The sequence below is a fragment of the Embleya sp. NPDC059237 genome, assembly GCF_042754105.1.
In the GTDB taxonomy this organism is placed as follows: Bacteria; Actinomycetota; Actinomycetes; order Streptomycetales; family Streptomycetaceae; genus Embleya.
Map to the genome: position 1 here is coordinate 1 of NZ_JBHZAE010000043.1, position 21,906 is coordinate 21,906.

Sequence of the window (21,906 nt, forward strand, 5' to 3'; positions counted from 1 at the left end):
GGATTGGACATGTACGGCCTCCTGGATCGTGATCGACATCTGCGGGACGCAGGCCAGGCCCGCTCCGCCCGGACCCGGCCACCAGGGACGGGTCCGGACGCAGCCGGTCAGGAACGCGAGAACGGATCGGTCGGCGGAACGAACGGCCCCAGCCGCAGAGAGCCAGCCACCCGCTCACCCGCAACGGGCAGCGGGACCGCCGGAACAGGCGGCACTTCCAGCCCGGCCGGGCCCGCCGCGACCGGGTCTGGCGTCGCCGTGGCCATCGCCACACGACGGACCGCGTCCAGAGCCGCGTACAGGCTGGTGTGGGCGTCGTCGAGGACCTGCGTGAACGGATCGCCCACACCGAGCAGATCGGCCTGGAGCGCGTGGTGCTCGACCAGCGCGTGGGCATACGCGACGCCGTCCATCGCCCGGAGCACACTCGGCTGGAGAGTGCCGGGCAGCGTGACCGTCACCGTGCCGTCGACGCTCACTTCCGCCGACGCGTCCCGCACGGTCCACGCGAGCATGAGCCCCATCTCACCGACCGTGCACGTCGACCAGGACGACGACGCCGAGCGCCGGAACCAGGACCGGATACGACCGAACATGCTGGTCACACCCCCGTCCGGGGCGACGCGACCGTGGCCATCGTCGCGCGCCGCAGCGCGTCCAACGCCGCAACCGCAGCAACGTGCGATTCGCCCAGCACGTCGGCCAGGACCTCGTCGCCGACCATCCGCGCCTGCACCGCGTAGTGGTCGAGGAACCGGCGGGCGTACGCGACCCCGTACAGCGCGTACAGCAGGTTCGGCTGCAACGAGACCGGGTCGGTGATCGTCACCAACTCGTCCTCGACGCCGTCCTGCACATCGGCCGCCGCCCACTCGACCATGTACGCCAGCTCACCCGTCAACGCCTCCGCCGACCGAACCGGCTGGAACTCCTCGCTACTGCGGGAAAACAGGTTCCTGATTCGTCCGAACATCACGATCACTCCCTTTCAGGCCGATTCGGCCACGACGATGGACCGGTCCTGGTCGTGCTTGTCGTGCTTGGCGAAGGCTCGGCGCTGACGTGCCGTCATGCCGCCGCGAATCGAGCGGTTGTCACGCGAGGCGATCGCCGCATCGCGGCACTGCGCGACCACCGGGCAGCTCGCGCAGACCGCCAGCGCGGCGCGCACCTGCATCGCCCGATGCGCAACCGGCAGAGCTTTGTCTCCCGGGGGTTGCGTGGTGCGGGTGTCGTCGACGAACAGGTCCGGGTCCTGAGACCCGCACGCCGCGTCCAGCTCCCACAACGTGTTCGTCGGAGCGATCCAGCGAGGGATACGAGTCGAAGCCTCGGTCACCGGCGGCGTCATCGCGCGGACTCCTCACGTGCGACGGGGACCACGGACAGACCGGCGGGCAGACCCACCCCGGCCTCGGCCAGACGCTCGTACGCGTCGTTCAGCGCAGACTTCGCCTCGTCGAACCGGACCCGCAGGAACGTCTGGGCCTCCCGGTACGACATCCGCGTGTCCCGGCCCACCAGCTCGGTCAGCAGCTCCTCGACCAGGTCCTCGTGCCCGCGCTTCCCGCCGACGTCCGTCGACCGCTTCCCACCGGTGTTCGCCGAGCGCTTCCCGGAGGGCGTTCGCGACGCCTGCGCGGACCGCTTCCCGGCCGCTTCCCGCCGCGCGGTCGGAGCCGCTTCCCGGACCGCTGCCGGGGTGCTCCCCGAACCCTCGTTCGCGTGAGTGAGGTTGCGCTTCCCGTCCAGGTCAGAGATGGATTCGTCATCGTCCGGAAGCACGTCGTCGTCCGGGTCGGGAAGCGGCTGTCCGTCCGTCTCGGAGGCGACGTGCGCACCGGCGTGGATCAAGACATGGACGCGCCACAGGATCAGCGGCGCGAGAGCACTCACCGCGACCACCACCGCAACCGGCGGATGGCCCACCGGCAACAGGTGCGAGATCGAGTTCGCCACGATCATCACGAGCACCGCCGGAAGCACCTCGCGCCGCGCCCGGAACGAGGCCACCACATACGCGTCGATGCACACCGGCGCCGCATACGACCAGTTGCCGAACCCCAGCGCGACGAACAACGCGAACTCGCCCGACGCCGTCAGGCAGATCGCCGCGATCAGCGCGACCCAGGGCAACACCTTCGTGGCGAGCGAGCCCCGCGCGGACCGGGCCGCCATCTCGGCCTCGAACGCCTCCCGCTCGGCCGCCAAACGCTCGTACAGCCCGTTCAACCGCGACCGCGCACAACCGATCTCACGAGCCGCCAGGTCCGCGTCGTAACGCGCCTTCTGCCGCTCCTGCTCGACCAGGCGCTCGGCCTCGGCCCGCGCCTCCTCGACCAACCGCGCGGCCTCGGCCTCGGCTGCGGCCCGCGTACGCGCCAGTAACTCGGTCTGCCGGGTCCCGCGTTCGTTCGCCTCGCACTTGAGCCGCTCGACCTCGGCCTGCGCGGCGTCGACCGCCGCCCGGGCCTGCTCGATGTCGGCGTCGGCCTCCTCTTGGAGGCGCTTGGCGTACCCGACTGCATCCGCCCGGATCACCTCGGCGGCGGCCCTCGCATCCGAACGCAGCGCATCCGCCGACCGCTTCGCGCTGGACACGATCAGCTCGGCCTGTTCGCGCGTAGTCCGCAACTCGACCTCGGCCGCCTCGGCGAGGCGGTCAGCAGCGAGCTGCGCGGCCCGACGGCGACCCTCGGCCACCTCTACCGACTCGATCGCCTCCGCCAACGCCACCTCCGCCGACACCGGCACCCGGGCCGGGAACAGCGTCGACAGGTCGATCACACCGCCGCGGCTCACTGCTCCCACCAAACACGCACCGCGACCCTGGCCAGCTTCCCGTCCCTGACCAGGAACGCCTCCGCGACCGCCTCCCAGTCGAGCCGCGACATCACGTCGCCCTGCTCGTGCCGGGCCGGCCGCAGCCGCTCCGCCTCCCACTCCTGCTGTTCCTCGGCCGTACTCGGCCGGTACTCGCCGTGCGCCGCACCCCGTGCGGCAGACATCATGTCCATTGCGGGTCTCCATCCCACTGGCTGACCTGCGACGACGGCCCTCAGTTAGCCCTGGGGGCCGTCCCCCTGTCTGACGTGCCGAGCTGTGTGCTTACCTGGTGTATTGCCGTGCTCTGCAACGCAAGGTAGAACACGGAGGTAGAATAAAGCAATACACGGTAGAACATTCGATGGGAGGAGAGACACGATGGCTGGCTACGCGGAGATCGCGGACCACTTCCGGCGGCTCATCCAGAGCGGCCAAATGCGCCCGGGGGACCGCATGCCGCCCGTACGTGAGGTGATGGAGACCTGGGCCGTATCCACTGCCACCGCAGCGCGCGCCTACAAGGTGCTCAAGGCCGAGGGGCTGACCACGGCCAGCACCGGAGCGGGCACGATGGTGGCTCAGCACGGCAGTGCAACGATCAGCGCACGCGTCCGAGCCCACGCCGAGACCGGCCGAGCCCTGGCAGCCGACGAAACCTCGCGAATCGTTGAGATCGCCGTGGTCGGCGCCGACGAACTGATCGCCTCCCGACTGGACATTGACCCCGGTACTCCGGTCCACGTCAGGCGCCGCGTCGTCAGTCGGAGCGGCACCCCCGTACACGTTTCGTCGTCCTACTACGCGGGCTACGTGATCGATGCAGTGCCGGAGCTTGCTCAGCCTGTATCGACCGGTGGCAGCCGGGAACTCGCAGCCGAGCGACTGGGTTCACCCCAGACTCAAGTCCTGGAAGAAGTCACCTCGCGACTCGCCACCGATTCCGAGCGAGAAGCACTCGGGCTGACCGGATCAGTCGTCGTAACCCAGGTCGTTCGCACCGTCTATCTCGCGGACGGCCGCGTCGTCGAAGTCGCCGTCAAGGTATGCAACGGCGCGACGGTGATTCGCTGGTCGAGCGTCCTATAGGCCCGACCGATTACGCACGCCCGCCCCCCGGAGGATCCTCCGGGGGGCGTTTGCATGCCCGGCTCATCGAGGACCAAGCCCACGCGCTCGACCCCACGTCCCCGGATACTCCCGGGCTCTGCCCGGACCCGGCCACCTGCTGGAGGGGCAGCCGATTTTCGCGACGGGCCCGCGGATCGTGGTGGGTGACGTTTGCTGGCTGGTCTCCCTGGTCCCTCCGCCGACGCCAGAACGACGGTCCCACGAACCCCAGAACCCGCCAACCCCGGCGGCGGGGGCACCGACCCAGCCCCACCACGGCACCGCGACCAGCCCCCACCACCGGGGTTGGCAGAACCTGAGAACCGAGGGCTCGCAACCATGCCGCCAACGGAGGGACCAGGGAGACCAGCCACCCCGGCCGCGATGCGGCCGGGGCAGACCCCGCCCCCGCTGCGGTCCGACGCCACCCGGCCCGGACCGACCTGTGGATCCTCCTGTAGGACCACCCCGGTCGGCCGACCTACACGACACCCGACCCAACCCCGCAGGCCAGGACCCGGATTCGGCGGCCGCGCCCGGTCCGACTAACAGAGGTTGAGGGCCTGCCTACTCGTCGCGGATCTTGAGCTTCGCGAACAGCAGCGCGAGCGCCTGGTCGACGAGGTACTGCGGCGACTGCCCCGTCTGCTCCACCGCCACCGTGAGCCTGCGGTCGTGGGACGCCAGGATCCGCACCGAGAGCTTCGCCCTCTCCGGGCCCCGCGGTCGACCGATCCGCCGCCCGGGTCCACCCGGGCTGGGGACGACGACGTGCTCCTGGTCGTTGACGCCGACGGCATTCCCACCGGCCGAACCGCCCGCCGTTCCACCAGCACTACCGCCGGCATTTCCGCCGGTGTTCTCACCAGCCGAACGGCCTGCCTTCCCACCCGCGTTGCCGCCAGGGTTCCCGCCGGTCTTCCCACCTGCTGAACGGCTTGCCTTTCCACTGGCGTTACCGCCCGCATTTTCGCCTGCCGAATCATCACGTTCGGATCGGGACTCGACGGGGGTGTCCCAGGTCGGGGCCGGGCCCACCACCGCCGCTGGGTCGCCGCTGTCCTTCGCCTTGGCCAGCTTCGCAGCCCCGCGATCGAGCATGCCGGCCATCACGCACCACCGACCTTGAGCAGGTGATCGAGCACGCTGTCGTAGGCGGCAACCAGGATCCGCGCCTCCCGGCCGGTCGCCGCAGTGACGGGCTCGCACGCCAGGCGCGCGTGCTCGCGGACCACGTAGTACGGGATCTGCGTCGGCAACACCAGCTCGCCGAACTCGTCCATCAGCTGGGCATCGAACTTGTCGTGAATCTTGGACCGGTCACGGCCCCGCGGCGTCATCGACCGCACCAGGCCCGCCAGACGCAGCCTCTCGTTCGAGCCCCCGGGCATGCTGACGATCCGGATCGTCCGCAGCCCCTCCCGGGCCCCGATGAGTCCGTCGGTGGTCAACGGCGCGGGAATCAGCACGAGGTCGGCGGCGATCAGCGCGGCTGCGGGCACCCGGCCACCCGCGCGCGGCGGGACGTCCATCAGGACCAGGTCCGCGTCGTGGATGCCGGTCAACGCCCGCGCGAGGCGATGTTCCATGCCCGACGTATTGTCCATCTCCCGATGCGCCAGCGCCCGTTCGGACGCGATCACGCGCACGTTCGCCGGCCACGGCGCCCCGGCCTGGACCAGGACGTCGCCAACGACGGCGGCCGGATCCGCAGGCAACGTCTCCGACCGAGGGTCCACGAACAGCAGATCATTGAGCGTCAGTTCAGCGCCGTCGGCCCCCAACTCCTCACTCAGCGTCGCGCGCGGGTCCAAGTCGACCGCGACCACCCGCAGCCCCCGTTTCGCGGCGACGGCCGTCAACGCGGCCGTGAGCGACGTTTTGTTCACGCCGCCCTTCTCGCTGTAGATCGCCACCCTGAGCATGGCGCGCGTCCCTTCGTAGACATCTGAACGCAGCGGATCCTACGCCGCTCCGACCCAACCACCAGGGAAAACACCGAATTACCGCCAGCGGATACGCCAGCGGACACACAGGCGACACCGCCACCGGAAACGCAGGCTGATCATCCGGCGAAAACGCAGGCGACGCCGCTGGCCGGGAACTCCCCGACGCCGGACACACGATCGCGACGGCCTCGTGTCCGATCACCGATCGTCATCGGCCACGACGTGATGACCGGGGAGACCTCCGCGCGTGTCCGAACACCGGGTCGGACACGGCCGCGAGCCGTGTCCGGCCAACTTCGATGTAGACCGCACGACAAATGGCGGGTCGGTATCGGACACTCCGCCACCGCCCGCCACGCGGACCCGACCCGTGGATCCGGCGAACTCGCCGCGACGCGCCGCGAGTCCCCGGGATCGTAGGGCCCCAGACCCGACGCGAGGACGCACACACGCACGACACGCGGCACCGACCCGACCGAACTCCCCGGACGGCCGAGCAGCGATTTCTCGTTACATTCCCTCGATCGTGTCAAGAACGCTTGACAAGCTCTCTGCCTGTCAAGAACGCTTGACAGCATGGAGATAGACGACATCACGCAACTCACCGATCTCGACCTGCTCTTGCGGCTCAGCCAGGCCGGGGACACACGGCGGATGTGGGAGGAGATCCGCACCGCAGGCCTCGCCGACGGCGAGGAGACGAGAGTGCAGGTCGCCGAGTACGAACTCGACAGGGAACTCGGCAACGGGGTATGCGTGCGCGACGTGTCCCCGCTGCACGCGCTCGCCGCCTCGGCTCGTCTCGTGGACATGCTGACCGGGGTCCGATGGGTCGACATGCGCAACGCCCGCGAGCAGGGCTCGACATGGCAGGAGATCGGCGACGCCCTCGGCATGACCCGCCAGGGCGCGTACGACTGGTACGCCCGCAAGATCACCAAACAGGCAAAGTACGTGCCTGATTTGCACGACACGGACCGGGCACGGGCCGCGCTTACCGACGACCGGGAGAAGCGGTGACCGCCGACTCGTACGCGGGCGCCCCGTCGATCGTGAGCGAGATGGCCACGGTCGTCACCATGGCCGCCGCGCTCGACGAACGATCCACCCTCGCGGCCCGGCACGAGCTGGCGGTCCGCCGCAGCGCGGTCCTCGACCGCATCGCGCTGGAACACCCCGGCGACGTCGAGGCATCGATCGAGGCCATCAAGGCGGCTCTCGCGCTGACGCGTCTTGCCGCCGAGCACGCGCAGGACCACGGGTGGGCGCCCCCGATGCTCGACCCCCTGGCCTACACCCGTGCCGAGTACAGGCGATGGGCCAGCCAGGACAAGGAACCGAAGACGCCCTGAACGACGTGACGGTGCCCCCGGCTTCACCCCGGCCGGGGGCGCCGGATCAGGTGGCCAGCCGCCGTCGCGCGAGCGGCCGACGGACCTCGGCCGCGGGCTCGTCGACGTCGACCAGGCGCTCGTCGTGCTCGCCGTCGACCACGTGCTCCACCGGCAGCCGTCGGGCGCCCTGCTCGTCGTCGAGCGGCACCGCGGCCGCCGTCGCGACGCCGCGTCCGAGCCGTCGCCGATCCATTCGGTCCACCTCCGTGTGCGACCGTCTCAGCGGCAGCGAGTCGACCGTAGCTTTTGCACTACGACACCCGCAGGCAAAGCCGTCCGGTTGCTGTGACGACTGCATCCCGCCGTGCTAGGAGAAAGTTGCGCGGTCAAGGCACCATCTTCGTGAGCGTTACCAGGACTGCTCCGTCGGACTCGCCGCCAGCCCCGGAGGGTTGGCAATGCCAGCCAACCCGGCCGCTTCGTCACCGCTCAGACATAGCCGATCGGCAAGAGCCGTCCCGAGGTTCACGACTCTGTCCCAGCTGGCTTGCAACAAGGCGTCCGCATCGGGCCTCACCTTCCAGAAGTGCAGGGCCGAGAGGGAATAGGGAGCTTCGGGGATCTGCTGGCTGAGTACTTCAACGGCCTTGGCTTGGTCGTCGCGCGCTCCTCGTTCGACGGCCCAGGCCCGGTCTGGAGTCCACAACCCTTGGTCAAGAAGCCATCGTTGGTGAGCCCGTTCTCCGGCCGCCAACATCGTCAGGTAGGCGGACTTGGGCACTTCGTACGTGATCTGGGTGCAGCCGTCCGTCACAACGATCGGGCCACAGCCCAGGTCGACCGACTGCGGCGTGAGTTCGACGTCGACAACATGAATGCCGAGCCGAAGAGCAGCAACGATGTGGCCAGCCTCGTGCACGGCGGTACCAACGAGGTCCACTGCCGGTTCGAGATCGAGTATGTGCGGGGTGCAGCACCAGGTGTCGGGGCCACGAAGGTACGTCAGGGTGTGGCTGCCGTCGGGTGCGGTGCCTATGTAATAGCCGGGGTGCGTCGTCACCTGCTCAGTCTGGCAACCGACCATCCGCGGAAATGCAGGGAGACACCGCTCGGATCTCAACGAGCGGTGTCGAAAATCGCTCTACAAGCGGTCCGTTCGCAGTCGTCACAGCAACTGCCCAGTCGGCAGTGGAAGAACCAAGGTATCTACGAGACGTACTGCACCCCACTGGCTGCCGAGGCGTGCACACGAGGAACGAGCACGCGGTGACAACCTCGGGTTGTCACCGGAAGATCGAACGTCTCCGATCTAGAATCGGGCGCCCGTCACCGGCACGAAGGAGGCGCGGCGCGTGCTGCGAATACGACGCTCCAGCCATCTCTCGGCATTCACGATCCTGCCCAACTCCACGCTCCGCGACGAACGGCTGAGCTATCACGCCCGCGGCGTCCTGGCCGAACTCCTCAGCCGCCCTGACGGATGGGAGACGAACGCCGACACCCTGTCCGAACGAGCCCGACGCGCACGCGGCGAGAAGACCGGCGAGGGCCGGCGCGGCATGCGAGCCGCCATCTCCGAGCTGGAGGACGCCGGTTACATCGTCCGGCACCGGAACAAGCTGGAGAACGGAAGATTCAGCACCGACCTGTGGGTGTACGACGTCCCTCGAAACCGGGATACCGCTCGCGGTACGTCGGACGACGGCACGTCGGTGGACGGGACCCCGGCGACCGGTACGTCTTCAGTAAGTACCGACTACGGAACTACTGAAGACGAAAATAGCGGGGCGGAATACTCCACTTCGCTCGCAGCCGCTCGCGCCGCGCGTGCGCGCGAGGACGAGCTGCACGCCTGGTACCAGGCAGCCGACCGGCTGGACGACGCACGACTCCGCCGCCACCTCCTGACGTTCGAGCGCAGGCGCCCGAAGATCTACCGGGCCTGCCGACAACACGCGCTCAGCCAGATCGGTGCCGAACCGGGCGGGAAGGAACAGCTGTCCCGCGACGGAGGCGTGCGCCTGGTCGACCTGCTCAGCTACAAGTACGCGCTCCGGCACTACGACACGACCGCGGCCCGGATGCCCGACTGGCTCGTCCGGCTGCCCGCCTGACCTCACGGAGACCCACCGTTCGGTCGTACCTCACGGAGGCCCGGCGCGCGTGCGAACGTTCGCAGGCCAAAACGTCGTGTCGACCGGTCGACCCACCCGCCCCGCGCGCTCGCGCGAGCACCGCAAAACACGGGCGACGACCACCAAAGGGCCCCAACGTCGAGATCACGTTGGGGCCCTTCGCATGTGAGGCTGCGTCAGCAGTGGATCTGGAGATCTCCCTCATGACAGAGCACGATCACTTGATCACCGGTCTCGATCACGTGCCACCGCTGACTACGGGCGAAGTCGATGAGAGGGCCCATCCCTCCACCGTAGGTCTCGATGTTGACCCGGGAACGCCGGACCACACCCCCCTCATTCGCCTGGCCTGCTTCGAACACCCTCGTGAGCCACTGGTTCATGGCCGCACGGTATTGGCCGCAGGTGATGCACGCCGCTGGTTTCGACTCTTCCGAAGCGACGTGGTATGGAGCCGAGTCGCCCAGCACACCTGGTGCACTTCCCGGTGTTGGTGCGCGTGGCGGGGTGGGCTCGTCAGCCGAGAGCCGCCGGAGCCGTTACGGCGTACGCCGCAAGGCGCAGCGCGACGTCCTCACGGACGTGACCGGCCTCCACCATGCGCGCGAGTTCGGGAGTGAGCGACGTGCCTGCGGGCAACTCGGTGTCGATCTCGACGACGTCCTGGTTGACCACGGCGTCGGGGGTCGCGCCGTCGCGCATCGTGGTGGCCACGCGTGCCCAGTCAGCGAGGACCGACGGAGCCGGGAGCACCAGCGCGTCCCACCCGGCATCGGTCCAGTGCCAATCGTCGTCGTGCTCCTGGCGGACCGCCTCACGCCATCCCCGGTGCTGGTTCCACGCCAGGTACCACCCACCGCCGCCGGGGTGCGACACGTCCAGCCACATGGCGAACTCCCAGCGCTCCCCCATCTCGTCCTCGGCCGAGTCGAAGTACGGCCGCGTGGTCCACTCCACCGTGGCCGCGACCCTCGGGCACACGGCGAACACCGCGTGCCGGATCGCCGCCCCGTACCCGTCGTGCACATGCGTCGCCATGCCCGCACAACGGCCCCGCCCACCTCGGGTCACGGGTGCGTCGCACGGACCGCCCGCACGGCCGTGTCCGCAACCGCCGGACACGGCACACCTCTTGCATTAGAAATCGTCCTGGCCCGAACCCTTGCCCACGCCCGCGACCAGCACGAGAGCCCGACCGCAACGACGACCAGGAGCACGACCAGAACCGAACGCCATGCACTCAGGTATCTCCGATAGCACACCATTGCATCACGATCCAACGGTCCAGTCGTTGTGACGAGTGCGCGCGCGACGCCCCGACGCGCGCGTGATGAGATCGACGCATGCGCAGCGACGACGAGCAGCACCAGGAGCAGCTTCCGATCGAGGCCTCCGAGCCCGGCCCGGCCGAAGAGCCCGGGGTCCGGGTCACCACGCGGGTGACGTCTCGGACGCTGACGCTCACGTGCCAGATGTGCGGGTCGGCGGTCTGGTACCGGGGCAGCGGCACCCGGCCGCGGTACTGCGGCCGGACGTGTCGACAGCGGGCGTACGAACTCCGGCGCCACGCGGCCGAGCTGGGCGCCGCGGTACCCGAGCCGCGCGTCGTCCAAGAGGTCATCGAGCGCACCGAGGTGGTCACCCGGACCCGCGACCTCGTCCGCCGCGAGCGCGTTGAGGTGCCGGCAGCCGTCGACCGTGTGCCGTCCACCGCCCAGGAGTGGCAACGGATGCTCGGCGCACTGGCCGCGCAACTCGCCGACGACCGGCACCAGGTGCACCGCGAGCACTGGAAACACCGGCAGTTGCAGGACGCCCTGCGGATCGCCTATGCCGCGCTGGACGAGGCACATCCGGGAGGACTCGACCGGTGATCCCGGGCCTCCGGTGGATTGGGTACACATCCGTGAAAACCCATACCAGTCTGCGCCATCCGAGGGTGCATACAGGGGCGCTGACCTGCACCGATGCCGAGCCGGGGGGTACCGATATAAATCCGACCCCCTATCGGACCCCGTATTGCGCGGGGTAATGGACCCCCCAATGCCGATGATCTTGCGGGACCGCGAACGCGCGTCCCGGCGCTCGAAACGCTCGAAACCCCGGTCGAGCAGGCGACGTTGCCAGGCCGGGTCTCTACGGTGCGCGGCATGTCTCGACGTCGTCCCCGCCGCCCCGGCCGCCCGACCCTGCTCACGCCCGAGACGGTCGAGCAGCTGCTCGTCGTCGTGCGGCTGGGGGTGCCGACCTCGCTCGCGGCCGGGTACGTCGGCGTTGGCGCCTCGACCCTGCGGCGGTGGCTCGCGATCGGTCGGGACGAGCGTGACCGGGTCGAGGACGGCGAGGCCGCCGACCCGGCACTCGCCGCGCACCTGGACCTGGTCGTCGCCGTCGACCGGGCCCGCGCCGAGTTCGTGCTGCGGGCGGTCGCGCAGATCCAGGCCGCCGCGCGCGACGGTCGTTGGCAGGCGGCCGCGTGGATGCTGGAGCGGCGAGAGCCCGAGGAGTTCGGCCGGTGGCGCACCACCCGCCCTACCTTCGACCCCAAGCCATCGACGCAGGCCTGCGACGTCGACACAGCTGCGGTGGCGGCGAGCGTGCGGCAAAAGATCGCCGCCATGCAGGCCACGCTCGCTGCGGAGGATCAGAAGTTGTAAACGCACACCCATGCGGCCGGATCCGGCCGAGAGTCCGGGCCGTATCGCCCCGGCGTGCATCCTCCGTGCACCCTTCACGCGCCTTCGATGCAGTCCGGCCGGTTGGACCCCGACCCACTACCCGATCGGGTAGTGGGTCGGGCCCGCCTACTGACGTCAGTAGGCGGGCCCAAGCACCGTTATCGGTAGGCCTGCACGACCACAAAGATCATCGTGAACGTGGCGACCAACGCGCCGCCCGACAGGGCAAGGCGCTGGAGGGACGAGGTCGAGGCAGACGCGAGCCTGCCCGTGACGACCCATGTCCCGAGGCCAGCGTTGACCGCGCACGACGACGCCAGCAGGACGACCAGGACCGCGATTCGGTCCATGGGTGACTCCAGTTCAAGTTCGGTGGCGTCTCCGCCACCCTGTCCCGTGGTGGACTCCTGGCCAGCCCCCGGCCAAGATAGGACCCACTCCCGTCGCTAGATGGGGCGTTGCACGAGTGCCGCTCGGTTTCTTTCCACGGATCCCCGGGCGGCGCTCGACTTTCTGGGCAGGACGGAGTACCGGAGCAATCCGGCAGGCCTCCGTGAGCAGCCTCGAAGTGACGTTATTAGCAGCGTAGATGAGCCCGCAACTCCTGTCCTCTTCCTGTGGACGAGCAGAGACCGACCCGATAGTTGATGCCTTCCAGTTGGCATCAAGAAGGCTGGGTCGCACCCCTAGGTGTCAGGACGTATGCAAACGGGCCGTACGTGCGCTCACCTGCTGGAACGTACGGGTCAAATTGCGGAGTAATAGTTTCTGTTGCACTTCAACGTCACTGATGTGCTTGTCAATCAAAACCGCAGATCAGCGGCTTGCGCTATCGGCCATGAGGGCGTTTTCTATTATAGAGAGCGCGTGTCTATTTCGCCGTTGCTCGAACAACTCCGCTGTCAAGTCAATCAGCACATGACATGCCTACCGGTATCGACCAGCGAGGCAGCGAGCGGTGTGTGGCAACCGGCGCAGGTGGGACCGGTGTACGCGGAAGCTTCAAGGACGGCCACGGCCTTGTCGAGATCGCGGTCGATGGTGAGTCCCTTATGGCGGCGGGCGGCCTGCGCGGGACGCACGGCGTCACGCGGGCTCAGGCCGGTGACGGCCGATACCCACTGGAGTTCGTCGGAGTTCTTCCACCCGCCCGGCGACTTGGCCTTGCGTCGTTCCAGAGCCCGCTCGCGCGTGAGTTGCCGTTCCTCCTGCGACGGCGCCTGGTTCGGCGCGAGGACGTCGATGCCCCAGGTGAGGCCCCACGATTCGATCAGTTGTCGGATGCCGTCGGTCCCGGCCGCGTCGGCTGCGTGGATCAGGGACGCGCGGCGGCCGGGGATGCGGGCGATCGAGCGCCGCCACGGCTGGGCAGGGACGTAGGCCAGTTCGGTCCCGGTGGACTCCTCGGCGGCGACCAGGTCGCCGTTGTCAGTCTCGTCCAGGTCGAGGTTCGCTTCCGCCGCGAGTCGCTTCTTCAGGTCTTTCGACCAGGTCAGCATCCTGCGGCCCTTGGTGGCACGTTCGTACTCGCCCCACCAGGCGAGGTCCCTCTTGTTGCCGTCCTTGAAGTGGTCGGCGACGATCTCGAACGGCGTCCGCGAGTTCTTCTGGTTCGTCTTCATATCGCCGCGGGCGATCTCGTTGCCGACCTGCGGACCGTCGATCTTCCCGGGCTTCTCCTGGAGTTTGACCAGGTACTCGGCGATCGCGCCGTCGAGCTTGGTCGTGGTCTTGCCATCCGGGCCGGTCTCGCGGATGAGACGGGCCGGGTCGACGCGCACGCCGTGGTCGAGGCTGGGCACGCCCAACTTCTCCTGCTTGAGCATCTTGCACCAGCGCTCGTACAGCCACTGCTGGACCTCGGCGGCACGCGCGTGGTCGGCTTCCTCGTCCAGGCCGGTCTCGAACCACAACAACACGTGCAAGTGGGTGTGCCACCCGTTGTCCCCTCGGGTGATCTCGACCGCCCGGGTCACCCCGGCCAGGCCGAACCGGCGCTTGAACCGGTTCCAGGGCTCGCCGCGGGTGACCCGGCGCCACGCGTCCGCGACGCCCGCCATCTGGTGCGCGAGCTTGGCGAATTGCCAGTGTCGGGTGGTCAACGTGGCCATGGCGAGGCCGTGTCCGCCGGTCCGCCTCCCAGTGATCGGGTCCTCGTCCAGCTCGATCCAGCCGAGCGCGAGTCGGCCCAGCTCGGCCGCACGGCGGCTGCGGATCACCGCCGAACAGGTAGGGCAGGCCCAGACCGACGCGCAACGGACCACACCGGCGAACCCAGCCGGGCCGTCCTTCTCCTTGCGGATCGACACGCCGGATTCGAGCACTGCCTTCTCGCACGCGCGGACGGTGCTGAGGGAGGTCACCTCCTGGATGAGGTCGCGGAGGTTCATGCGGTTGGTCCGTCGGCCCGCCGCCACCGCCTTGGCCGAGAGCTTCTTGCGGGCTGCGGCGCCGCTGGTCAGAACCGGTTCCGGGGTCCTCGGCTCAGGAGGGGGGGTTACACAACTCAATGCCGTTCCGAGACCCAGCGCCGCCTGGGCCAGGACGAGTTCGTCCGCTGCGGTGGGGGTGGGGCCGGGCACGGCCGGGAGGGGGGTGATCACGCCGTCGTCGTCGACGGCGATCGCGGCCCCGGCGCCGTCGGTCATCCGGGTGCCGGTCACGGCCTCGCGCCAGCGGCCGATCGCCCGGTCGACGCCGCGTTCGGCGTCGGAGATGGCGTGCAGGCGCGCGCGGATCGCCGTGTCGAGGTCCAGCAGGGTGGGACCGGTGTGATCCGAGGGATTAGTACCACTAGGCGAACTAGTGATCAAATAGTCCGAATTGATCTTAGACGCACCGACGCCCCGCTCGGCGAGGTGCCGGCGGGGCGTCTGGTGTGACCCATCCGATGTGGATCTTTGGAGTTGTTGCGCGTCGCTTCCTCGATTGGAAGCCGACGTTGTGGTTACACTCAACGCGAAAGACCTACCTGCAAGGCGTAGGGGTCACGAGGAACCGGTCGGCTGTGGTGGTTTGAGCCGGTCCTCACGGGCAGTACCGACGGCGGACCTTCTGGGGAGTTGGTCCAAGTCGGAGCGGTATTTAGTTGGCGCAAGCCCCGGGTTCCCGCCCGGGGCTTTTTGCGTTCCTGCTGTTCCTGCTGTTCAACTGCCGCTTGATCTTGCCCTACTTGGGCCGCTCCCCGCTCCGCCGACACGCCCGTGATCGCGTCCTGACGTGCCGTCATCCAGCGTGCAGCGCAGACGGGGTGGCAGGGACGCGCCCGGTTCGAGCGGGTCCGCGTCGGTTCGTGGCAGATCACGCACGGCATTTCCGTCGGGGCAACGAGCCACCCATCCGGGCGTGGTTCACACCGATGCGCGCGCCATTCACCCGTGAGGCTGATGATGCGCGCCACGAGGGACGTGGTGATCTCGCGGCCGTCGCCGCAGTCGAGGCACCGCCAACACGCCGAGGCCGAGCCGCCCTTCTGGTCGGGTGCGGTGATGCGGTGGTAGCCGCGCAGCCAGGTGTCGGACGTGCTCACGCTGTCCTCCGGTGGGGATCGGTGGTCGAGTTCGCGGACCATGCCGCTTCGCGGAGGCTTACGTCGCGTGGTGTCTCCCAGCCGACGTAGTCGTGCTCCTGGTCGTGGTCGTCACCGCCGACGCACGGCCAACAGGCCCCGTAGCTCCGGGGGATGCAGTAGCCGCGGTCGATGCCGCACTTCGGGCAGGTTCGGCGGGCGCGCATCGCGGCGGCGAGGGCCCGGGCCCGGCCCGGCGTCATCGGCCGGACCGGGAGCGCGCGGTTGACGTCGTACAGGTAGGCGACCTTCAGACCTCGGTACCAGCGCACCTCGGCCACCGGGTCCTGTCCGGCGCGACGCAGGCCGCGCGCCCGGAGCTGCCGACGAGTCAGCAGGTGTCCGGGCGCGTGCCGCCAGGCGTAGACCTGGTAGGTCGTCTCGCTCACGCGATCTCGTCCCCGAAGTCGAGGGCGAGGTCGGCGAACAGGTCCTCGGGGTCGTCGTGGCAGGGGTACTTGCCTGCGGCGATCTGCCCGGACGGGCGGGGCAGGGTGTCGAGGGCGTCGCCGAGGCGGTCGGCGATGCGGCGCCAGCGCAGCGCGAGCAGCAACGAGCCGGGATCGCCCACGGCTTCGCGGGTATCGGCGGCGGCGAGGATCGCGTCGGCCAGCTCGGCGGCGGAGTAGCCGTCGGGCATGTCGACGACCAAGCGGACGGCCATCAGAGGAAGAAGACGCGGTCGGTGTTGAGACGCCGGCTGTGGTCGCAGGCGATTCCCTGCGAACGCAGGTGGAGCGCCGTGCGCTCGGCGACGTCGGCGTCGGCGCACACGAGCATGTAGCCGAAGATCGCGTCGACTTTGTCGAATGTCCGACCGTCGATCTGCTGTGCGAGGCGCATTCGCTTGTCCATCGTTGTCTCCGTTCGGTGCGGTGTCGGGTCGCTCGTGCGACCTCGGCTCCGGCCGGGCCTCGGGTCGGGTCCGGCCGGGACCGTGGTCACACGGACGATCGGACGTTCGCGACGAAGGTCTCGGCGGTGTCGTCGCCGCGCAGCGTCCACAGACGACCCCCGCGGTGTTCGGTGTCGGGGTCGGCGGGCCGGCCCCATCCCTGCATGAGGCGGCTGGCCTTGTTCTTGGCGGCGGTGTCGTCGCGGGCCTCGAACCAGTCCTGGTCGGCGACGCATTCGCGGTTGGTGTCGAGGTCGGTGGAGATGTAGTCGAGGCGGTACGTGCTCACGACGCGCTCCGGCGGATGTGGTCGCGGATGAGGCGGTCGGCCATCGCCTGCTGCGCGGCGGCCTGGTCGTGTTCACCGGCCGCGTCGTGCCGGGCGGCGGTCTGCTGGCAGGCCCGGATCATGTTCCGGCGGCACTCGGCCTGGATGTTCTTGTCGCTCACGGCGTGCTCCTGGTCGTGGTGGTCGGATCGCTCGTGCGACCGCGGCCCCGGCCGGGCCTGAATGGGTTGGCCCGGTCGGGACCGTGGTTGCGCGGGCTATCGGCCCGGCGCCACCTCGAGGTGCCGTGCGTCGGAGAGCACCGGGCGGTCGACGTCGCGGTGGACCAGGCCGACGACGACCCCGCGCTCGATCAGCAACTCCGCGACCCGGCGGGCCAAAACAACACTGCGATGCCGGCCGCCGACACAGCCTGCGGCGACCGTGACCGCGTCACCCGACTCGGTCTCGATCAACAGGTCGGTCACCAGGTCCGCAGCCGACAGCGCCACCCGCTCGACACCGGGGGTCGCGAGGACGTGGTCGTAGACCGCGTGGTCGAGGCCGGTCATCTCGCGCATCGCCGGGTCGACGTGCGGGTTGCGGAACCGGCGGCGCAGGTCGTAGGTCAGGTCGGCGACGGGCGCGCGGCCGTGGCCGTAACCGAACGAGACGATCCGCACCTGCACCGGGTCGGCCGCGACCGGCTCCGGCATGCAGCTCCACGACAGGCACACGCCGCACGGGCGCTCGCCCGCGATGATCGACGGGTTGTAGCAGCCCGGGGTATGCGTGTCGCCGAGCAGGCCGCCAGCCTCCGCCACGAGGCCGGTCCAGGCGTCGTGCGCGGCTCCGTACTGGGCACGCAGGACTTCGACCGCCCACGCGCGGGCCTGCGGGTCCATCTCGTCGGCCGGGACTCCCGCGTGGTACCAGCCGGTCCAGGCGTCGTGCGCGCCGATCAGCGTCGGCGTCGACAGCTCGACGCATACCCCCGTGCCGAACCAGGCGCCGGGGGCGGCCTCGGTCTGGATCTCGCGCCGGTCGGCCAAGTCGACGAACCGGGTCGACTCCCCGGGGTGGCGGGCCGCCACGACGTTGGTCGCCGCCGCAGTCGCGCCGCGCAGGCTCGCGTACGGGCCGACCCGACCGTGCTCGTCGGAGGTGACGTCGTACATCACGGCCTCGGTCGCGGCGACCACCTCGGGCGTGGGCCTGGCGGCCGCGTCGGTCCGGCCGGACGGCAGCATCCGCACCGCCGCGGCGACGATGTCCGCGTGGTCGAACGCCAAGTCGGGCAGGTCGGCCAGCGGGAACCAGGCAGCCGCGCGGGCGTCGTCCCCGGCCTCGATCGCCGTGTCGATGGAGACGAGGGCGAGGTAGGCCGTGGTGACGAACACACCGCGCGGGTCGCGGCCCGGCTCGTCCCAGCTCCCGATCTCCCGCAGGTCGACCGTCGTCAGCTGGACACCGGTCTCCTCGCCGAGTTCACGCACGGCGGCCAGCAGGCTGCTCTCGCCGGGGTCGAGGTAGCCGCCGGGCAGGGCCCAGCAGCCCTTGTACGGCGGCCAGTCCCGCTCGATCAACAGCACGTGGTCGTCGTCGCGGACGCACACCACGTCGGCGGTGTAGGTGGTCTCGTCGGTGTCGGTCATGATGGAGGTCTCCTGTCTCGTGTGATGCGGATCGGGAGCCCGGGACGGCCGACGAGTTGCTTGGCGGCGCTGGCGGTCGTCCCGGGGCACACGGTGTTGGCGCGTGTTTCAGGTGGGCGGATCAGTTCCTGTAGCCGAGGTCGGCCGGATCGGCGCCCGCGCGCAGCCCGTCGATCAGGCGCTTGTACTTCGCGATCTCCTCGCCGTACCTCCCGGCGGCGGTGTACGCCTGCTCGCGGTACTCGGTGGCGACGCGAGGGTTCGCGGCCTGCCGGTTCGCGGCCAGCAACTGGCGCTCGGACGAGCGCAACGACGCGGTCAGGCCGTCGATCTCGGCCCGACGCTGGTCCTCGGTCCAGACGATGCGGTGCATGGCGATCTCCTGTCTCGTGTGATGCGGATCGGGAGCCCGAGGCGGCCGACGAGTGGCTTGGCGGCGCTGGCGGCCGCCCCAGGGCAGGGCTAGAGGACGCGGGCGAGGCCGAACAGCACGGCGGTGACGGCGAGCTGGACGAGCGCCGCGCGGATCAGCAGGTACTTGCGGGTCGCGATCCCCGACAGGTCGGCCAACTCGCGGGCCAGCGCCCGCGGTCGCTCCGCCGCGTCGACGACGTTGAGGACCACGTCCACGTCGGCGTCCCGGCCGGCCCGCACGGACAGCGCGCCGCGCGGGACCAGAACGAGCGCCAGGAGCACGGCGGCCGTCCCGAGGGAGACCGCCGTGGCGACGGCCAACACGCCACGGTCGAGGTCTCCGCCGGACGCGGCGGCGAGCCCGACCGCAGCGAGCAGGATCGAGGCCTTCTGGTCCGCCGCACGGAGATTGCCGACCGTGTCGGCGATGCGGCGATGCAGCGCGGCGGTCGGGGCCGGGTCGGTCCCCGGGGTCCGGACGATGGGGTCGAGCACGGTTGCCTCCCTGTGTCAGGTGTCAGAGGTGTCAGGCCCGCCCGTTTTCCCCCGCGCATACACGCGCGAGGTGTCAGACGGGGTCCTGACATGTCAGAGGTGTCAGAGGTGTCAGAACGCGTCGACCAGCGCGGACGCGTCCTTCCACCGGCCGGTCCAGCGGTACGTTCCGGTCTCGGGACGCTCCAGGCGCCCGGCCTCGATGAGCTTCGCCAACTCGCCCATCGCCCACGGCCGCTTGCGGTCGACGGCGGTCCAGGCGGGCTCCAGATCGGTCGGCGCGAACGACTCCCGCCCCTCGATCCGCAGCCGCTCGATCGCGTCCTCCAGCGCGGCGCGCGCCTGGGTCGGTGTCGGCTTGAACGGGTTCGTCTCGGCGAACGCCACCGCCGGACGGCCCGTCGCCGGGATCTCCTCGTCGATGTCGACGTCGCCCAGGTCCTCGTTCGTCGGCGCCGGGACGAACTCGACCGGCACGTCCGGCGTCTGGTCGGTCCCGGCCGGGCTCGCGTCGGTCTCGTCGGTCACGGTGCCCTCCGTCTCGACCGTCCGCGCGTCGGCGACGGCCTCCTTCAGTGAGATCGGCGCGTGGCGGTTCGCGAACGCGGCACCCGCCGCCTTCGCGGTGATCTCGTCCGAGACTGCGCGCAACGCCTTGTGGACCGCGAGGGTGCGCCGCAGACGCTCGGCGTCCTTGCCCTCCGCGAGGTAGGAACGGACCGGGACCACCCAGCGGGACTCGGGAATCCCCGGCGCCACCAGGTAGTTCATGCCGGCCTGCTTGTTGCCCCACCGCACCGGGTCCGCTCCGGCGTCGGTGAGCTGGTCGGGCATCACGTACGAGGCGTCGATGTCCTCGCCCTGGCCGTGGATGAGCTGGATGGAGAACTGCCCGCGGCTCTTGCGCGGGATCACCGTGTGGTCGAACACCTGCGCCGACGCGGCCAGCGACATGCCCGCCGACCGCGCCTCCTGGCACGCGGTGACCCACGCCTTGTTGTTCCGCAGCACCCGCGAGGCCTCCTCCAGGTGCACGTACACGTACGGCATGCCGTACTTGTCGTAGACCTCGGGCACCCACTGCTTGTAGCCCCAGCGGCCGAGCTGGTCCGCCCGCGCGGTGATCACGCCGGGCAGGCACTCGATCAACGCCCGCGTCCGGGACTCGCCCAGCGCCACCCACTCGATCGCGTCGGCGATGTCCTGGAGCGTCTGCGAGCCCTTCCCCGGGTCCGCCACCCACACCACGACCCGGCGGCGTGTGGCCAGTTCCGCGATCACGTGGATCGCCGTCTCGCCCTTCCCCGCCCCGGTCATCCCCGAGAACAGGGCGTGCGAGGCCTGACGCGGCTGCACACCGCGCTTGCCCGGCACCCCGGGCAGCCACAGTTGCGCGGGCTCGCCGTCCTCGTAGATGCCGTACCGGATCGGGTCGGTCACGCAACCGCCCGGGTGCGAGGCGCCCGGCCACGGCACCGGGTCCTTCAGCAGGTCGAACGGCACCACCGACAGGTGCACGCGGTCCTCGCGGTCCTGGTCCTCGACCACCCGGATACCGCGACGGTGAACGCCCAGCGCCGAGGCGATGTTCTTCCGCGCCGCCTGGACGTCCTCCAGGACCATCTCGCCCGGGGGCAGGACCAGCGTGGTCTTGACCTGCTGGCCCTCGATCCGGGTGTTCTCCGTGCGAGCGCCCTTGAGCTGGTGGACCTTGTCGAACAGGTCACCGTTCCCGGCCGTGAGTGCCTTGGTCTCCCCACCGTTGCGGGTCAGCTTGCGGATGTTCCAGCTCAACGCGGCGCCGATGCCCAGGATCGCCCAGGCCGACAACGCGCCCGGCGCCATCGGGTCCACCGTCGCCGACAACGGCATCGCGCCCGTCGCCAGCGCGGTGGTCGCCGTCGCGTGCCACCGCCACAACGGCGCGCTGTCCGGCGCCACCTTCGCCGTGCCCGCCGTCAGCGCGGCCGACGCGAGGGTCGCCGCCATCACCGGGCCGGGCTGGTCGACCCACGCGGTGTGGGCGACGTTCGCCGCCCCGAACGTCGCCCCGGCCAACAGCCACGGCGGAGTGAACGGCATCAGCCGGGCAACGACCGCCCCGGCGGCCTGTGTCGCGGCCTTCGCCGCAGGACCGGTGGCCATGCTCAGCTCCCCTCGAACCCGAACGCGCGGGCCTTTTTCTTGTGCGGGTTCATCTCCAGCTCGTACTGCTTCTCGAACGAGCGCCAAGCGCGCACCATCGACGCCGCAGCGTGCTGCGACGCGTCCGCCGCCGTGCGGATGTGGCCCGCGATCAACCGAGCCCGCTTGTGAGAGGGGCTGAGCCCGCTCCCGGCCGGCGGGTCCGGCACCTCCTTCAGGAACGCCTGCAACTCCTCGGCGCTCACGTTCAGTTCGATCGCGAGCAGCCGGAACGCCTTCCGCGCCCGGTCGCAGTACTCGCGCAGCGCGACATCGGTGATCAGCTCGGTGTCACCGAGGATCGGATTGGACATGTACGGCCTCCTGGATCGTGATCGACATCTGCGGGACGCAGGCCAGGCCCGCTCCGCCCGGACCCGGCCACCAGGGACGGGTCC

At 69.8% G+C, this 21,906-nt stretch carries 29 protein-coding genes; 6 read left to right on the forward strand and 23 right to left on the reverse strand.

The window, feature by feature from the left end:
• Positions 1 to 107: 107 nt before the first annotated feature.
• From ACFXKZ_RS51655 to ACFXKZ_RS51675, 5 genes are all read right to left on the reverse strand, one after another.
• Positions 108 to 524 (reverse strand): hypothetical protein, encoded by a 417-nt coding sequence (locus ACFXKZ_RS51655; protein ID WP_380015309.1) that lies wholly within the window; start codon positions 522 to 524, stop codon positions 108 to 110.
• A gap of 77 nt (positions 525 to 601) precedes the next feature.
• Positions 602 to 976: a hypothetical protein gene (locus ACFXKZ_RS51660; protein ID WP_380015312.1), complete on the reverse strand. Its 375-nt coding sequence runs from the start codon at positions 974 to 976 to the stop codon at positions 602 to 604.
• Between the two features lie 12 nt (positions 977 to 988).
• Complete coding sequence (locus tag ACFXKZ_RS51665; RefSeq protein WP_380015315.1) at positions 989 to 1,351, reverse strand: WhiB family transcriptional regulator; 363 nt, start codon at positions 1,349 to 1,351, stop codon at positions 989 to 991.
• Entirely contained in the window at positions 1,348 to 2,802 is a 1,455-nt protein-coding gene (locus tag ACFXKZ_RS51670; protein ID WP_380015318.1) for a hypothetical protein, read from the reverse strand. Before ACFXKZ_RS51670 ends, ACFXKZ_RS51665 begins: the two co-directional genes overlap by 4 nt.
• The gene (locus ACFXKZ_RS51675) at positions 2,799 to 3,017 is read right to left on the reverse strand and encodes a hypothetical protein (RefSeq protein WP_380015321.1); all 219 of its coding nucleotides are present in this window, start codon (positions 3,015 to 3,017) and stop codon (positions 2,799 to 2,801) included. Before ACFXKZ_RS51675 ends, ACFXKZ_RS51670 begins: the two co-directional genes overlap by 4 nt.
• A 187-nt stretch (positions 3,018 to 3,204) precedes the next feature.
• Between ACFXKZ_RS51675 and ACFXKZ_RS51680 the strand changes: the two genes are divergently transcribed.
• Positions 3,205 to 3,912, forward strand: a complete 708-nt coding sequence (locus tag ACFXKZ_RS51680; RefSeq protein WP_380015324.1) for a GntR family transcriptional regulator — start codon at positions 3,205 to 3,207, stop codon at positions 3,910 to 3,912.
• Positions 3,913 to 4,500: 588 nt separating this feature from the next.
• Here the strand turns inward: ACFXKZ_RS51680 and ACFXKZ_RS51685 are convergent.
• Together ACFXKZ_RS51685 and ACFXKZ_RS51690 are read right to left on the reverse strand one after the other, a co-directional pair.
• Positions 4,501 to 4,629, reverse strand: coding sequence for a hypothetical protein (locus tag ACFXKZ_RS51685; RefSeq protein WP_380015327.1), 129 nt, complete (start codon positions 4,627 to 4,629; stop codon positions 4,501 to 4,503).
• A gap of 413 nt (positions 4,630 to 5,042) precedes the next feature.
• The gene (locus ACFXKZ_RS51690) at positions 5,043 to 5,858 is read right to left on the reverse strand and encodes a ParA family protein (RefSeq protein WP_380015330.1); all 816 of its coding nucleotides are present in this window, start codon (positions 5,856 to 5,858) and stop codon (positions 5,043 to 5,045) included.
• Positions 5,859 to 6,458: 600 nt separating this feature from the next.
• Here ACFXKZ_RS51690 and ACFXKZ_RS51695 point away from each other — a divergent pair.
• Both ACFXKZ_RS51695 and ACFXKZ_RS51700 read left to right on the forward strand, forming a co-directional pair.
• On the forward strand, positions 6,459 to 6,902 hold the full coding sequence (locus tag ACFXKZ_RS51695) for a hypothetical protein (RefSeq protein WP_380015333.1): 444 nt from the start codon (positions 6,459 to 6,461) through the stop codon (positions 6,900 to 6,902).
• Positions 6,899 to 7,234: a hypothetical protein gene (locus tag ACFXKZ_RS51700; protein WP_380015336.1), complete on the forward strand. Its 336-nt coding sequence runs from the start codon at positions 6,899 to 6,901 to the stop codon at positions 7,232 to 7,234. The genes ACFXKZ_RS51695 and ACFXKZ_RS51700 overlap by 4 nt, the downstream gene beginning before the upstream one ends.
• A 46-nt stretch (positions 7,235 to 7,280) precedes the next feature.
• On the opposite strand, the gene ACFXKZ_RS51705 is transcribed toward ACFXKZ_RS51700, so the two are convergent.
• Positions 7,281 to 7,469, reverse strand: coding sequence for a hypothetical protein (locus tag ACFXKZ_RS51705; RefSeq protein WP_380015339.1), 189 nt, complete (start codon positions 7,467 to 7,469; stop codon positions 7,281 to 7,283).
• Between the two features lie 156 nt (positions 7,470 to 7,625).
• On the reverse strand, positions 7,626 to 8,276 hold the full coding sequence (locus ACFXKZ_RS51710) for a hypothetical protein (RefSeq protein WP_380015342.1): 651 nt from the start codon (positions 8,274 to 8,276) through the stop codon (positions 7,626 to 7,628).
• A 292-nt stretch (positions 8,277 to 8,568) separates the two neighbouring features.
• On the opposite strand from ACFXKZ_RS51710, the gene ACFXKZ_RS51715 reads away from it, so the two are divergent.
• Positions 8,569 to 9,330 (forward strand): hypothetical protein, encoded by a 762-nt coding sequence (locus ACFXKZ_RS51715; RefSeq protein WP_380015345.1) that lies wholly within the window; start codon positions 8,569 to 8,571, stop codon positions 9,328 to 9,330.
• A 197-nt stretch (positions 9,331 to 9,527) separates the two neighbouring features.
• Here ACFXKZ_RS51715 and ACFXKZ_RS51720 read toward each other — a convergent pair whose 3' ends face one another.
• Positions 9,528 to 9,734: a hypothetical protein gene (locus tag ACFXKZ_RS51720; protein WP_380015348.1), complete on the reverse strand. Its 207-nt coding sequence runs from the start codon at positions 9,732 to 9,734 to the stop codon at positions 9,528 to 9,530.
• 133 nt (positions 9,735 to 9,867) lie between these two features.
• Positions 9,868 to 10,389, reverse strand: coding sequence for a hypothetical protein (locus tag ACFXKZ_RS51725; RefSeq protein WP_380015351.1), 522 nt, complete (start codon positions 10,387 to 10,389; stop codon positions 9,868 to 9,870).
• 305 nt (positions 10,390 to 10,694) lie between these two features.
• Here ACFXKZ_RS51725 and ACFXKZ_RS51730 point away from each other — a divergent pair, with 305 nt between their 5' ends.
• Both ACFXKZ_RS51730 and ACFXKZ_RS51735 read left to right on the forward strand, forming a co-directional pair.
• On the forward strand, positions 10,695 to 11,225 hold the full coding sequence (locus ACFXKZ_RS51730) for a hypothetical protein (protein ID WP_380015354.1): 531 nt from the start codon (positions 10,695 to 10,697) through the stop codon (positions 11,223 to 11,225).
• A 276-nt stretch (positions 11,226 to 11,501) separates the two neighbouring features.
• Positions 11,502 to 12,008, forward strand: a complete 507-nt coding sequence (locus ACFXKZ_RS51735) for a hypothetical protein (RefSeq protein ID WP_380015357.1) — start codon at positions 11,502 to 11,504, stop codon at positions 12,006 to 12,008.
• A gap of 179 nt (positions 12,009 to 12,187) precedes the next feature.
• Here ACFXKZ_RS51735 and ACFXKZ_RS51740 read toward each other — a convergent pair whose 3' ends face one another.
• The 12 genes from ACFXKZ_RS51740 to traA form a co-directional block, all read right to left on the reverse strand.
• Positions 12,188 to 12,379, reverse strand: a complete 192-nt coding sequence (locus ACFXKZ_RS51740; protein WP_380015360.1) for a hypothetical protein — start codon at positions 12,377 to 12,379, stop codon at positions 12,188 to 12,190.
• Positions 12,380 to 12,940: 561 nt separating this feature from the next.
• The gene (locus ACFXKZ_RS51745; protein ID WP_380015363.1) at positions 12,941 to 14,842 is read right to left on the reverse strand and encodes a protein rep; all 1,902 of its coding nucleotides are present in this window, start codon (positions 14,840 to 14,842) and stop codon (positions 12,941 to 12,943) included.
• A 712-nt stretch (positions 14,843 to 15,554) separates the two neighbouring features.
• Positions 15,555 to 15,986, reverse strand: coding sequence for an RRQRL motif-containing zinc-binding protein (locus ACFXKZ_RS51750; RefSeq protein WP_380015366.1), 432 nt, complete (start codon positions 15,984 to 15,986; stop codon positions 15,555 to 15,557).
• Positions 15,983 to 16,261: a hypothetical protein gene (locus tag ACFXKZ_RS51755; RefSeq protein ID WP_380015369.1), complete on the reverse strand. Its 279-nt coding sequence runs from the start codon at positions 16,259 to 16,261 to the stop codon at positions 15,983 to 15,985. Before ACFXKZ_RS51755 ends, ACFXKZ_RS51750 begins: the two co-directional genes overlap by 4 nt.
• Positions 16,261 to 16,452 (reverse strand): hypothetical protein, encoded by a 192-nt coding sequence (locus ACFXKZ_RS51760; RefSeq protein ID WP_380015372.1) that lies wholly within the window; start codon positions 16,450 to 16,452, stop codon positions 16,261 to 16,263. Before ACFXKZ_RS51760 ends, ACFXKZ_RS51755 begins: the two co-directional genes overlap by 1 nt.
• A gap of 86 nt (positions 16,453 to 16,538) precedes the next feature.
• On the reverse strand, positions 16,539 to 16,781 hold the full coding sequence (locus ACFXKZ_RS51765; protein ID WP_380015375.1) for a hypothetical protein: 243 nt from the start codon (positions 16,779 to 16,781) through the stop codon (positions 16,539 to 16,541).
• Positions 16,778 to 16,942: a hypothetical protein gene (locus ACFXKZ_RS51770; RefSeq protein WP_380015378.1), complete on the reverse strand. Its 165-nt coding sequence runs from the start codon at positions 16,940 to 16,942 to the stop codon at positions 16,778 to 16,780. Before ACFXKZ_RS51770 ends, ACFXKZ_RS51765 begins: the two co-directional genes overlap by 4 nt.
• 96 nt (positions 16,943 to 17,038) lie before the next feature.
• Positions 17,039 to 18,415, reverse strand: a complete 1,377-nt coding sequence (locus tag ACFXKZ_RS51775) for an NUDIX domain-containing protein (RefSeq protein WP_380015381.1) — start codon at positions 18,413 to 18,415, stop codon at positions 17,039 to 17,041.
• A 121-nt stretch (positions 18,416 to 18,536) separates the two neighbouring features.
• Positions 18,537 to 18,788 (reverse strand): hypothetical protein, encoded by a 252-nt coding sequence (locus tag ACFXKZ_RS51780; protein WP_380015384.1) that lies wholly within the window; start codon positions 18,786 to 18,788, stop codon positions 18,537 to 18,539.
• 89 nt (positions 18,789 to 18,877) lie between these two features.
• Entirely contained in the window at positions 18,878 to 19,324 is a 447-nt protein-coding gene (locus ACFXKZ_RS51785) for a hypothetical protein (RefSeq protein ID WP_380015387.1), read from the reverse strand.
• Positions 19,325 to 19,435: 111 nt separating this feature from the next.
• On the reverse strand, positions 19,436 to 21,469 hold the full coding sequence (locus ACFXKZ_RS51790; RefSeq protein WP_380015390.1) for a hypothetical protein: 2,034 nt from the start codon (positions 21,467 to 21,469) through the stop codon (positions 19,436 to 19,438).
• A gap of 2 nt (positions 21,470 to 21,471) precedes the next feature.
• Positions 21,472 to 21,822: a plasmid transfer protein TraA gene (gene traA / locus ACFXKZ_RS51795; RefSeq protein ID WP_380015393.1), complete on the reverse strand. Its 351-nt coding sequence runs from the start codon at positions 21,820 to 21,822 to the stop codon at positions 21,472 to 21,474.
• Positions 21,823 to 21,906: the final 84 nt, after the last annotated feature.

Excerpts from the sequence above, each read along its gene's own strand:
- ACFXKZ_RS51675 (WP_380015321.1), bottom strand. The coding sequence starts at position 3,017 with ATGGACATGATGTCTGCCGCACGGGGTGCGGCGCACGGCGAGTACCGG.
- ACFXKZ_RS51775 (WP_380015381.1), bottom strand. The coding sequence starts at position 18,415 with ATGACCGACACCGACGAGACCACCTACACCGCCGACGTGGTGTGCGTC.
- traA (WP_380015393.1), bottom strand. The coding sequence starts at position 21,822 with ATGTCCAATCCGATCCTCGGTGACACCGAGCTGATCACCGATGTCGCG.
- ACFXKZ_RS51690 (WP_380015330.1), bottom strand. The coding sequence starts at position 5,858 with ATGCTCAGGGTGGCGATCTACAGCGAGAAGGGCGGCGTGAACAAAACG.
- ACFXKZ_RS51655 (WP_380015309.1), bottom strand. The coding sequence starts at position 524 with ATGGGGCTCATGCTCGCGTGGACCGTGCGGGACGCGTCGGCGGAAGTG.
- ACFXKZ_RS51740 (WP_380015360.1), bottom strand. The coding sequence starts at position 12,379 with ATGGACCGAATCGCGGTCCTGGTCGTCCTGCTGGCGTCGTCGTGCGCG.
- ACFXKZ_RS51680 (WP_380015324.1), top strand. The coding sequence starts at position 3,205 with ATGGCTGGCTACGCGGAGATCGCGGACCACTTCCGGCGGCTCATCCAG.
- ACFXKZ_RS51755 (WP_380015369.1), bottom strand. The coding sequence starts at position 16,261 with ATGGCCGTCCGCTTGGTCGTCGACATGCCCGACGGCTACTCCGCCGCC.
- ACFXKZ_RS51760 (WP_380015372.1), bottom strand. The coding sequence starts at position 16,452 with ATGGACAAGCGAATGCGCCTCGCACAGCAGATCGACGGTCGGACATTC.
- ACFXKZ_RS51725 (WP_380015351.1), bottom strand. The coding sequence starts at position 10,389 with ATGGCGACGCATGTGCACGACGGGTACGGGGCGGCGATCCGGCACGCG.
- ACFXKZ_RS51665 (WP_380015315.1), bottom strand. The coding sequence starts at position 1,351 with ATGACGCCGCCGGTGACCGAGGCTTCGACTCGTATCCCTCGCTGGATC.
- ACFXKZ_RS51720 (WP_380015348.1), bottom strand. The coding sequence starts at position 9,734 with ATGAACCAGTGGCTCACGAGGGTGTTCGAAGCAGGCCAGGCGAATGAG.
- ACFXKZ_RS51735 (WP_380015357.1), top strand. The coding sequence starts at position 11,502 with ATGTCTCGACGTCGTCCCCGCCGCCCCGGCCGCCCGACCCTGCTCACG.
- ACFXKZ_RS51695 (WP_380015333.1), top strand. The coding sequence starts at position 6,459 with ATGGAGATAGACGACATCACGCAACTCACCGATCTCGACCTGCTCTTG.
- ACFXKZ_RS51780 (WP_380015384.1), bottom strand. The coding sequence starts at position 18,788 with ATGCACCGCATCGTCTGGACCGAGGACCAGCGTCGGGCCGAGATCGAC.
- ACFXKZ_RS51730 (WP_380015354.1), top strand. The coding sequence starts at position 10,695 with ATGCGCAGCGACGACGAGCAGCACCAGGAGCAGCTTCCGATCGAGGCC.
- ACFXKZ_RS51705 (WP_380015339.1), bottom strand. The coding sequence starts at position 7,469 with ATGGATCGGCGACGGCTCGGACGCGGCGTCGCGACGGCGGCCGCGGTG.
- ACFXKZ_RS51790 (WP_380015390.1), bottom strand. The coding sequence starts at position 21,469 with ATGGCCACCGGTCCTGCGGCGAAGGCCGCGACACAGGCCGCCGGGGCG.